Genomic DNA, 12,591 nt, shown 5'->3' on the forward strand with positions numbered 1-12,591 from the left:
CTTGCCCTAAGTCGCCAGCTTTAGTAATTGTTCCTACTCCTGAGAGTGTAATCGTGTTGCCGAGTTGGCTGTAATCTGCGGTATCAAAACCATCCCCACCATTAATATTGTCATTACCCTGTCCACCAATAATAGTGTCATCGCCAGCACCACCAATAATGGTGTCATCACCAGCACCACCAATGAGGGTGTTCTCGCCTGACGCACTAAGGGCGGAGAGAGTATCATTGCCATCGCCGCCATCTAGCTGGTTTGTACCTGAGGAAGAGTCAACAACTAAGCTGTCGTTTCCAGCGCCACCGTTGAGGGTGTTATTCCCTAACGCACTACGGGCAAAGAGAGTATCATTGCCATCGCCGCCATCAAGTAGATTATCTCCTGTTGAAAAATTAACATTCAAGTTGTCATCACCAGCGCCACCGTTGAGGGTGTTATTCCCTGACGCATCAATTACTGGAAAGAATGAGCGAGAAGCGGAGAGAGTATCATTGCCATCGCCGCCATCAAGTAGATTATCTCCTGTTGAACCATTAACATTCAAGAAATCGCTACCGCCACCACCGTTGAGGGTGTTATTCCCTGACGCAGCAATTGTTGAGAAGAAGAAGCGAGAAGCGGAGAGAGTATCATTGCCATCGCCGCCATCAAGTAGATTATCTCCTGTTGAACCATTAACATTCAAGAAATCGCTACCGCCACCACCAACAAGCGTATCATTGCCACCAGTACCGCCAGAGAGGGTATCGTTGCCATTAGTCCCAACAATATAGTCATCGTAGGCTGTACCTGAGATGCTTAATCGTTCGATATTCCTGTAGCTAACTCGATTTGTACCTGCTGTAATCGAGCCTTGGTTATTGCTGGCATTAAAAGTTGAGGTGATTCCTGCATTAGAATTGCTGTAATTAACAGACAACTCATCGTTACCTGTGTCTCCATTCACCGTTTGAGTCACTAACGAAGAAGGTGCAGTGAACGAGCTACTGATAGAGAAAAAGTCATCGCCATCGCCGCCATTGAGGGTGTTAGCACCCTGGACTCCAAAAGCAATTATGCGATCGCTACCAGCACCACCGGAAACTGTATTCTTGCCAGTAGAATAGTTAATCGTCAGAGTGTCATTACCAGCATCTCCTCTTAGGGTGTTATTCCCAGAAGAGTAGGAAGCATTTACGAAGTCGCTCCCAGCACCACCTTCTAAGGTATTGTTTCCAAAAGAAGAAGAAACAATTAAAGAATCATTGCCGCTTCCACCTCTGAGGATGCTATTTCCAGTAGAAGCACCATTGAGAGTATCATTTCCATCGCCACCTTCTAGGGTGTCGTTACCTCCATTACCATTTATATGATCATCTCCACCAAAGCCTTTAATAATGTCATTTCCAGTTGTGCCAAGGAGATAGTCATTACCATTAGTGCCATTGATATTAGCCATGATTTCTACCTAAATAAATGGATTATTTCAGTGATAGTTAAAGTTTGCCGATAGCAGTCAATACTGCTTTAAGACCCTAACAAACAGCTAAGAATTGAGGTTTTTGGCATACTTTGTGTGAGTCTCAAAGAAGATATTTGTCAAATCATTTTTTCAACCAGAAGTTGTGCAAATTGGATTAATAAAAATGAAACTAGCTTTTAACTTTTCTAGCCTCTGACATCAACGAAATATACCTGATAAAAAGGGAAACGTTATAAGTTGATTGTTGACAAGAGCAATCACTGAACTAGTACCGAACAAATCAATCCTTCATGTACTTACAACAAATCTCCTCTTAACTGTAATGAGACAATGAATAACGCTTACGGACAACTTTTGCTGGAAATCGTTGTGTTTAACTTTTCATCACACATACAAAGACTATCTTTAGGGTAGTAGCCTAAAGCAATAAGGATGAGTAAAATCACTGAACATCTTGTAAAATCAGCATACCAGTGCTTTAAAGTAAGCTTTTAACTTTGGGCTACCCCAAAGTTTTCAGAAAATACAGCACTTGGAAATGTATCTAGTCGCAAATGCTGATTGAATGTTTTGTTTATGCGTCAACCAACTTGGGGCCCAATTGTTAAAGACCGAGTTAAGCTTTTTTTAGAGATATTACTCTCGGTTGCAGATGGAGTCAATGATTCGGACGATTTTCATTTTCGCTGGGAGGATAACATCAGAACTAGTTTGATTATCGAGACGAAACGTAGATATCTGCAAAAATTGACTCAGCTAAAACAAAGACAGATTTATGAAGTCATCGAAAGCCTAAAAAGTTTAGAAATTCTGGAAGATAACCGTACCCAAACACAAGGTAAAGAAGATTGGCGTTTTACGCTAAGGCTTTGGAATCGAGATATAGCTAATAACTTGAGTCATTTTGACCAAAAATGGGAAACCAAAAGACCAGCAAAGTCAAAAATACAAGTTGCGGCACTGCAAAAAGCTTCAGAATTAAAACAACAGTGTATCTCACCGATGGATAAACCAATTGTTACTCCAGCAGCCTTAAATTTAAAGTCAGGAAAAAAATTATCATTCTTGGGGAACACTGAGTTGACATTGCCAGATTCACCCATAATGTCAACAAATACAAATAGATATTCATTCATCAAACCAGAAGCAGAATTTCCGGTAGGGCAGGTTCCTCTCGAATCTGTCTTTTATGTGGAACGTCCTTTTGTAGAAGAACGCTGTTATCATGAAATTTTGCAACCCGCTTCTCTAATCAGAATTAAAGCACCTAGATTAATGGGTAAAACCTCATTAATGGCTAGGATTCTTCATCAAGCTAGAACGCACGGTTATGATACAGTACCCTTGAACTTTGAGTTAGCTGACAGTGCAGTGTTCGCTAACTTGGATACATTTTTGCGTTGGTTTTGTGAAAGTGTTGGTAGGAGACTGAAAAAGCTGGAGCAATTAGATGATTATTGGGTTAGTTATGGTAGTAAAGATAAAACTACAGCTTACTTTGAAGAGTGTTTGTTAGAAGAAATTACTAATCCATTAGTCATTACTTTAGATGGAGTTGAGCAAATTTTTCCTCATCGCAAAGTAGCTGACGACTTTTTTAGTCTTTTACGAGCCTGGTATGAATATGCTAGATATGGAGATTTAATTAGCGAAGTTTGGAAAAAACTGCGGTTGGTAATAGTTCACTCCAGTGAAGTTTATATTCCCCTAGACATAAATCAATCTCCTTTTAATGTGGGATTAAGCATTGAACTACAAGAATTTACCAAAGAGCAAGTGCAAGATTTATCTATACGTCATGCTCTCTTAAATTGGACAAATGCTCAAGTTGATGACTTAATGAGCATGATAGGGGGGCATCCTTATTTAGTGCGGTTAGCTATGTACCACATACAAAACCAAGAAATTACACTTGAGAATTTATTACAAACGGCTTCTACAGAAGCAGGGATTTATAGCGACCATCTCAGACGACACTTATGGAATCTCAAACAGCATCCAGATTTAGCGGCAGCATTTAACCAAGTTGTTAGCACTGCTGAACCAGTAGAATTAAACTCAGATTTAGTATTTAAACTGCACAGTATGGGGCTAGTATTGCATTGCTATGAAAATAAAGTAACTTGGCGCTGCAATTTATATCGCCAATATTTTTCCCAACGTCTAAATTAAACTTAATTTTTTCATAGAGGTAAAACCTAGGATAATTAGTGTGAAATTTCGCGGCTGATTATCAATAATCCAAAATAAAATGCTGCCGACAAACAATTCAGAAAATTCAAATGATAACTACCAAGTTGGAGGGAGTTTACAAATTGATGCACCTAGTTATGTGGAGCGACAGGCTGATAAAGACTTTTATGAAGGATTAAAGTTAGGAGAATTTTGTTACGTTCTGAATTCCCGGCAGATGGGCAAATCTAGTCTACGGGTGCGAACAATGTACAAACTGCAAAGAGATAATATTGCTTGTAATGTAATAGATATTACAGCAATTAGCAGTCAAGATATTGCTCCATCTGAATGGTATCTAGGAGTAATTCGCAGACTAGCACGCAGTTTTACGCCAAAAGTTAAGGTGCTAACTTGGTGGAAAAATTATGAGGGTCTGTCTCCGTTAGAACGCTTAAATGAGTTTATCGAGTCAGTATTACTAATTCAAGTTCAGCAAAAAATTGTGATTTTTATTGATGAAATTGATAGTATTATTCAATTAAATTTTAAAGACGATTTTTTAGGATTTTTAAGAGCTTGCTACAACAAAAGAGCAGATAACCCAGCATATCAGCGTTTGACTTTTGCACTGTTGGGAGTAGCAGCACCTTATGATTTAATTCAAGACAAAAATCGCACGCCTTTTAACATTGGTCGCGCAATTCAACTCAATGGCTTTGAGGAGCATGAAGCCCAGCCCCTAGCTCAGGGATTAGTGGGAAAAGTTGCTGCTCCTCAAACAGTCTTAAAGCAAGTATTAGCTTGGAGCGGTGGTCAACCTTTTCTGACGCAAAAGATTTGCAAACTAATTCTTACCTCCAACTGTTTTATTCCCAAGGGTTATGAAGCAGAATTTGTAGAAAATTTAGTCCAATCCCAAATAATTAATAATTGGGAATCTCAAGATGAACCTGCTCACTTGAAAACAATTCGGGATCGCATTCTTAGAAGTGAACAGCGTAGTATAAGACTGTTAAATCTTTATCAACAAATTTTATTAAATAGTGAAATCACATCAGATTACAGCCCTGAGCAAATAGAATTACGGTTATCAGGTTTAGTCGTAAAACAAAAGGGATGCTTACGAGTCTATAATCGTATTTATGAATCTGTGTTTAATCAAACTTGGGTTAATAAGGCATTACATAATTTAATTCCATATAGGTTTGCGCTAGAAGAATGGATAGCGAGTAACTATCAAAATAAATCGCTTTTATTAAGTGGAGAAAAATTAAAATCTGCTCAAGAATGGGCAGAAAGTCATTACATAAATGAACAGGAACATCACTTTTTAATTGCCAGCCTTGAATTAGAGAAACAAAAATTGCAAATAGCTGCTTCAACCAAGTATAAATCACAGCAAAATTGGTTGAAAAAATATCGCTTTTCTGCTTTGTTAGTGTTGAGTGTTTTTGTCCCCATCTTAGTCATGGGAGTGCGACATTTAGGACTGCTACAAAATTGGGAACTACAAGCTTTTGACTATTTTATGCGGTTACGTCCCAATGAAAAACCAGACCCACGCATTTTAGTAGTGAAAATTACAGAAAATGATTTTCAACTCCCCCAACAACAGCATCGTAAAGGTTCGCTATCAGATGATGCACTGTTCCTAGTTTTGCAAAAACTTCAACAGTATCAAGCACGAACTATTGGTTTAGATATTTATCGTGATTTTCCTGTAGACCCAAAGTACCCAAAATTGCTAACTCAGATAAAAAATAGTAATTTAATTGCGATCTGTAAAACAAGTGAGGCAGAATTCAACAATCCCGGTGTTTTACCTCCTCCAGAAATACCTGTAGAACGTCAAGGTTTTAGTGATTTTGTCAAAGATAGAGATGCTGTCATCCGCCGCCATCTACTAGCTATGAGACCAAACTCCACATCTGGTTGTACTACTCTATATGCTTTTAATTCTCAATTAGCATTTGACTATTTTAAATCTTTAGGTATTTCCATTAAATATACCAAAAACAAAGAATTGCAAATTGGTGAAGTGGTGTTTAAGCGTTTGCGATCGCATCAGGGTGGCTATCAGCAAATAGATGATCGTGGTTATCAAATATTACTTAACTATCGTTCTGCTGGCTCTCCTTTAAAAGTTGCCGAGCAAGTCACACTCCAAGATATCATAAGCGATCGCGTCAAGCCGGAAATGGTAAAGGATCGGATAGTTATCATTGGGGTGACGGCTCAAAGTGCTGGTGACTATTTTCTGACTCCCTATAGTGCTGGTGAAAAGATTTACCAAGAAATACCTGGGGTAATTGTCCATACTCAAATGGTAAGTCAAATTCTGAGCGCGGTTTTAGATAAAAGACCTTTATTATCGGTTTGGCCTGTTTGGGGCGAAAGTTTATGGATCTGGGCTTGGTCTATTACAGGAGGAATTCTAGCATGGTGTATTCGCCATCCTATCAGGTTAGGAATGAGAGTAGTTGTTGCCTTGGGATGTTTATTTGGAATTAGTTTTGGGATGTTTATCAAAAGTATTTGGATACCACTAATTCCACCTATATTAGTATTTTTAATTATGATTATAAGTATATCCCTTTACTTTATGTTTCAAGATGAAAAGCGAAAACAATACTCAAAATCACCCAAAAATGACTAATCAATTTAGTGGTGGATTCAGCCCTGCCACTAATTGAAGACCACCAAATTGTAGATTTGGTGGGTGTTTTAAATCCATTTATTCATCCGCCACTTGTACAGACTTCAGAATGAATTCTGTAGACTGACGTATGTATTTTGTTTTGATAATTTTTTATTTTTGTCAAGGTGAGAGAATCGAAATTCAGATGAAATTGTTTTTTTTAAAGATTAATCTTGCTTTAACTACCAGCTTATTGATGCTAGGGTTTACATCAGTACAAGCTCAACTGCACAATTCTATAATTACTTCACCAAAGCGGACTTTTAATTCAAGTCAGCAATTAATCTTTAATGTTCCGCCACCACCAGATGATATTGATGCTCCTGGAAACCGTTCAGCTGGAGGAACACGCGGTTGTGAAATAATTGACACCCAATCTACAAAAGTTAATAAAAAGCAGCTTACAGCCTTAGTTCCTGTGTATGAAAAAAAAGATGTGGCAGTTGTTTGGGGATTAACAACTACTTCCTATCCCAAGTTTTGGATATATGTTCCTTATTTACCTACAGTTGATGCAGAGTTTTCTTTGCAAGATGAAAAACGCAATATTGTATATCAAACTCCAATTTCACTGTCTCAAACACCGGGAATTATCAGTATTTCCCTTCCATCTACAATTAGGGCTTTAGATACTGACAAGCGATATTTTTGGTATTTCAATATTTACTGCCAGCCACAACAGCCGCCTATTTTTATTAGTGGCTGGGTTCAACGGAAGTCCATTAACTTGAAGCTTGAAAATATGTTGAAGGAAGCTACTCTAAAAGAGCGCGTTTTTATTTATGGTAATAACGGGTATTGGTATGACGCATTAACGACTGCTGCTGAAATTCGCCATCAAAGCTCAGATATTACTGATTGGGTTAATTTATTACAAACTGTTGGTTTATCTAATCTTTCTCAAGAGTCGTTAGTTGAATGTTGCTCATCTAAAAATTGATATTTTTTGTGTAAGGGCCTTCCAAGTAAAAAAATATCCAAGTCCGCGCAGGTGGTAACTGAGCTTGTCGAAGTGCGGACTTTGTTTGTGTAGTAGCGAATTATAGCGATTACCAGTTAAGTGAGGTACAGGTAATATTTTGAAACGCAGAGGGTCGCAGAGTTAAGCGCAGAGGTACGCAGAAATTTGTACTTCAGCAGACTAGGAAACGCTATATATTCGCCCAAAACTTTTAAAACATCCTCTCAAAAATGCTGTAATTTTTTTAATAATTTCTCTGAAGTTTATAACGAGTTTACACTTTTAATTATCTTCTCTATACTGAGTTTGCTCAAAGCCAATTACCTACGAGAACATAAGGAACCCAATACAAAGGATGTTGGTAAGTGGGATTTTTTAAAAGAGTTAACTGAGCTTGACGCAGAGCTTCTGCTTTAGTTATTTGTGGTGTTTGAGTTAATTTTTTATAAAACTGGCTCATTAGTATAGAGGTAGATTCATCTTCTACGCTCCATAGAGAGGCCAGGGTACTACGCGCCCCAGCTTGTACAGCTATCCCCGCCAGCCCTAAGGTAGCTCGATTGTCTCCGGCTGCTGTTTGACAAGCACTTAATACTAACAATTCAACTGCTTGAGGAATCTTGCCTTCTCTAATACGGAGGAAATTACTTAATTCATTTATCTTAATTTGCTTATCCCAAGAAAGAATAAATGTCTTGTCAGTGTTAGAACTAAATTGCCCATGAGTTGCTAAATGAACAACTTTAAAAGGTATTGATTCTATCTGTCTTTGAAATGCCGATGATGTGAAATTTTTATTGAGCATTACTTTTGCTCCCACTTGTGACTTAATCTCTTGTAACTCTCGTTCTACGTTAGGTAATGCGGCAAAACCTAAACGTGCCTCACTTAACCCAGCTGTTAATACTTGCATTCTTTTCCTAGTCAAGGGCTTCGGATCAAATAGCTGTAAACTAGGTGTTAGTGCGATCGCATATTTTTCTAACAAATATTGTTTACCATTGTAGAGTGATGCCATTGGCACATTTCGCAGTGAGCCATCTAATACAAACACCAAAGTTTTAACTTGATTTTTTTCCAGAATTTCCTCAAAAGGTCGAATTAACCAATCATAAACTCGCATAGATAATGATTGAGTTTTCAACCCTTGTTGGGGTATGACAATACTTGCACGTAGCTGCTCAAGTGTGCTTTCTACTTCTTGCTGACTAATATTTGTACTGTAATGTTTAAAAGATTTTTGCCCTGGCAACTTCAAAATAACATCTAATCGATTCGGCAGAATAATTGGGTAGACAACTGCTGCTGTGGGATCTTGCTCTATAGCTTTATCAATTTCTACCTTGGCAATGGAGCAAGCTTGTCTAAAAAAATTGTCTAGCTCTGCCACTTGGAGAGATTCAATGACAAACTGAGCTTGTTTAAGATTATCTGGTTCTAAAAATGACAAATTATTATCTTTTTGTAATAATAATTCAACCAACTCTCGATATACTGGTTCGACATTTTCTCGAAAAGAAAATTGAACTGTTGGGTTAATAGCAGCTAAATCGTTCCTCAGAGATTGAAGAGTTTTAACTGCTTGAGAATAATATGAAATTGCATTTTTTTTATCTCCCTGAATTTTCCCTAAACGCCCTAACTGCCATTGCCACTGATAAGCAATATCTAAGGCTTCAATATTGTGCGCGATAAACAATGCTTTTTCTGTAAGTTCTTTTGCTTCAATCAATTGCCCTGTTTGTTCGTATAACCAGCCGAGAGTTCCCTGGGCATAAGACTCTGCTTGCTTGTCTGCTAAACTTTGTGCCTGCTTCACAGATGTTGCTAAAATTTCAGCAATATCCAGCCATGAAGGTGAATCAACGTTCGCCTTTTGTTTTAGCTTGGCTAAATTTTGAGCAAAATTAATCTGAGCATAAACGGCGATTCTACTTGCAGGTAACTTATTAATTTCTAATTGGATGAGAGGTATTAATGTATTAGCATCACTCCAGTTCTTAATTTCTACAAGAAAGCTAAACTGATTTAACAATAGTTGAATACGTGTATTTATGGAGGTATGTACAGTAGCCGCTTGCTTATAAAAATTCAACGTAGCTTGAGTGTCTCCTAAATCGCGGGTTGTATTAGCTAAACCCATTAAAGCTTCAGCTATTTCTTCATTGAGGTGTAGAGATGAAGCTATTTCTAAACTACTGTTTAATACTCGTTTAGATTCATTTAAATCTCCCACAAGTCTTAGTATATTACCTAGTCTACGTAGCCCTGTAGCTTTTAAAGATGAGTTTTGTTGATATTGTAGGTTTAGCTCAATCTCTGTCAAGATTTTTTTTGCTTGCGAGTACATTCCTAAAACTTGCCAAGCTTGAGCGGTATTGATTTTCATGCGGATAAATTGCTCATGCTCTTTTATTTGTCGATAAATATCAGCCGCTTGTTGCCAAGTTTGGAGTGCAGATTGGGCTTGGCCTCTTGCTAATTGCCATTGTGCTTGAACATCTAGAGTTTGGGCAAGAATTTGTAAACTTTGCGGCGAATTTTCTACATTTTTCAATAGCTGACGACTAACAGAAATCGCTTCTTGTGCCTCTTTCCACAAACCAATTTTTTGATAAGCTAAAGATAAATTTCTCAAAGTCATTGCTTGCCGAAGACGATCTCCACTAGCTGCATATACTTCGGCAGCCTGCTGTAAAACTTTAACTGCATCATTAAATTTTTCAGCTTCGTACAAGACCTTGCCTTGCTGTACTAAATTTCTGGCATAGGGTAAATCTGAAGGCAACTTCTTGAGTACAATTTTATGAGCAGTACTGGGTAAAGTTGCACTTAAAAAAAATAATCCGACAAACAGAAATAAGCTGAAACGGCGTATAAATCTTGCCTGCAACTGCTCTATCTTAGATTGGACTATTTGAAAAAACCCTTTGAATTTATTCTGCATATTCGTAGTGGTTGCTAGAATCCAATACGGTTCAGTTAAGAGAATAGTAGGTTGGGTGTAGCGATAGCGTAACCCAACAAAGTATGCGTGAATGTTGGGTTCCGTTCCTCCACCCAACCTACACCAGTCTGCATATTCGTAGTGGTTGCTAGAATCAAAGCTAATTAGCAGATACGAATTCACTACAGCTAGTTGACGCAATTCTAGAATTGTTTTCAGTCTCGTTGGGTACACCAGATATCAAAGTAATTTCACCTTTGTTATTAGTCACCCAGCCTGTTGCTTTTACAATACTGGCTGATGTAGGAACAGAAAAATCTTTAATTCCAATTACTGGCAAATTTTTTTCACTACTTTCATTGAGGCTTGCCCACTCTACTTGAGGCGTTTCACTATTAAAACCTTCTCTAGGATTGAGTGGTACACCTCCACCTCCTATAATTACAAATTTGTTTTGAGCATAACTTGGGCTATAACAACCTTGAGCAATTCGACTGTCTACTGGTACTGTGGGTAATACTAATAAACCTCTTTTAGGGTCGATATCAGGCGTATTTATTTGAATAGTGCCATTAACTCCAAACTCTGAACTAGCGGTAATATCACTGGCATTAGTTAGCGTTGGACGCGATTCAATCCCGATAATACCTTGAGTATTAATCTGGATAGTACCCCCTCTGCCTGTAAAAGCATTGGCAGTGATGTCGCTGTTTTCTTGAGGTATGGCAACAATAAATTTAGAGTTAATGTTGATGTTGCCGCCATCACCACCTTTTTCTTCTGTACCAGCGTTAGTAGAAATCTGTGCGTTACGACGTAGTAAGAGTAAATCTCTAACTTGTAAATTGATGTTACCACCGTCACCAGATGCAGACTCAGCAATCAATCTGCCGCTATCATCTAAGGTTAGTTTCGAGGTAGTAACTTCAATATCTCCTGCTATACCAGAACTCTCAGAGAGAACGAAAAAGCCACTGCTATCTCCGATTTTTGACACTTGAGAGTTAACCTTCTCAATTTGCTCATTGGAGCTAGGATTAGTGCCGGAAACAACTACCTGGTCTTTAGCATTAACTGAAATTTTTCCCGCACGCCCATTAGCAAAAGTGCTAGATATCAGTTGTCCTCCATTGATAACTTCTACCTGATTTGCTCCGACTGTAATATTGCCCCCATTTCCATCATTTCTGGTTGTCGCATCTAATACAGCACCATCAAATAGACGAAAAATGTCTGTATTTAGAGTAATATCACCACCTTTACCTATTGAATTGTTAGATGTAGATGTCAATAAACCACTAGGCTCCAAATTTGTTGAATTAGTACCAGAAATACTGATCAAATCAGAAGCATTAATTTTGATATTACCTGCATCTCCTTGTCCAGAAGTCCTGGCAGTGACTTTAGCTCCATTAGTAGCGAAAAATTCTTTGGTTGTAATGTAAATGTCTCTACCATTTCCAATTCCACTTGGCTCTACAGTACTGGCAGCTCCGCTATTTATCCCATCGAATAAGACCTGTTGTTTAGCATCGATAAATATGTCACCTGCATCTCCTTGCCCACGCGTGCTGGCAGCTATTTGTCCACCATTGCGAAGAGTCAGTTGTTCTGTACTAAGTTGAATATCTCCACCCTTCCCTATCCCACTTGATTCTACGGTACTGGCAGCTGCACTATTTGTACCATCGAATAAGACCTGTTGTTTGGCATCGATAAATATGTTACCCGCATCACCTTGCCCACTCGTGCTGGCCGTTAGTTGCGCTCCATTGCGAAGAGTCAGTTGCTCTGTGCTAATTTGAATATCTCCACCTTTTCCAATGCCACGTAGTTCTACGGTACTGGCAGCTCCGGTATTTGTACCATCGAATAATATCTGTTGTTTAGCATCGATAAATATGTTACCTGCATCACCTTGCCCACGCGTGCTGGCAGTTAGTTGCGCTCCATTGCGAAGAGTCAGTTGCTCTGTACTAATTTGAATATCTCCACTCTTCCCAATCCCACTTGATTCTACGGTACTGGCGGCTCCGGTATTTGTACCATCGAATAAGACCTGTTGTTTAGCATCGATAAATATGTTACCTGCATCCCCATCACCAAAGGTACTGGCAGTTATCTGTCCACCATTGCGAAGAGTCAGTTGCTCTGTGCTAATTTGAATATCTCCACTCTTGCCAATGCCACTTGATTCTACAGTACTGCCAGCTCTGGTTTTTGTACCATCGAATAAGACCTGTCGTTTAGCATCGATAAATATGTTACCTGCATCACCTTGCCCAAGAGTGCTGGCAGTTAGTTGCGCTCCATTGAGAAGAGTCAGTTGCTCGGTGTTAAGTTGAATATCT

The 12,591-nt window shown here is 38.6% G+C and carries 5 protein-coding genes and 1 pseudogene; 3 read left to right on the forward strand and 3 right to left on the reverse strand.

Features of this window, described 5'->3' with window-relative positions; all coding sequences use genetic code 11:
* Positions 1-1,435, reverse strand: a 1,435-nt coding sequence (locus H6G69_RS32870) for a calcium-binding protein (protein WP_190693877.1), incomplete at its 3' end; no start/stop codon positions are given.
* A gap of 600 nt (positions 1,436-2,035) precedes the next feature.
* On the opposite strand from H6G69_RS32870, the gene H6G69_RS32875 reads away from it, so the two are divergent.
* The 3 genes from H6G69_RS32875 (at position 2,036) to H6G69_RS32885 (ending at position 7,272) form a co-directional block, all read left to right on the forward strand.
* Positions 2,036-3,631, forward strand: a complete 1,596-nt coding sequence (locus tag H6G69_RS32875; RefSeq protein WP_190693878.1) for an AAA-like domain-containing protein — start codon at positions 2,036-2,038, stop codon at positions 3,629-3,631.
* A gap of 79 nt (positions 3,632-3,710) precedes the next feature.
* Positions 3,711-6,290, forward strand: a complete 2,580-nt coding sequence (locus H6G69_RS32880; RefSeq protein WP_190693879.1) for a CHASE2 domain-containing protein — start codon at positions 3,711-3,713, stop codon at positions 6,288-6,290.
* A 187-nt stretch (positions 6,291-6,477) separates the two neighbouring features.
* On the forward strand, positions 6,478-7,272 hold the full coding sequence (locus tag H6G69_RS32885) for a DUF928 domain-containing protein (RefSeq protein WP_190693880.1): 795 nt from the start codon (positions 6,478-6,480) through the stop codon (positions 7,270-7,272).
* Between the two features lie 331 nt (positions 7,273-7,603).
* Here H6G69_RS32885 and H6G69_RS32890 read toward each other — a convergent pair whose 3' ends face one another.
* A complete protein-coding gene (locus H6G69_RS32890; protein WP_313952660.1) occupies positions 7,604-10,423 on the reverse strand; it encodes a CHAT domain-containing protein in 2,820 nt (939 codons plus the stop codon).
* Positions 10,401-12,591, reverse strand: a pseudogene (locus tag H6G69_RS32895) (hypothetical protein); the annotation flags it as partial. The gene H6G69_RS32890 and the pseudogene H6G69_RS32895, both read right to left, overlap by 23 nt.

Origin of the sequence: Nostoc sp. FACHB-110 (genome assembly GCF_014697425.1) — a bacterium.
Lineage (GTDB): Bacteria > Cyanobacteriota > Cyanobacteriia > Cyanobacteriales > Nostocaceae > Nostoc_B.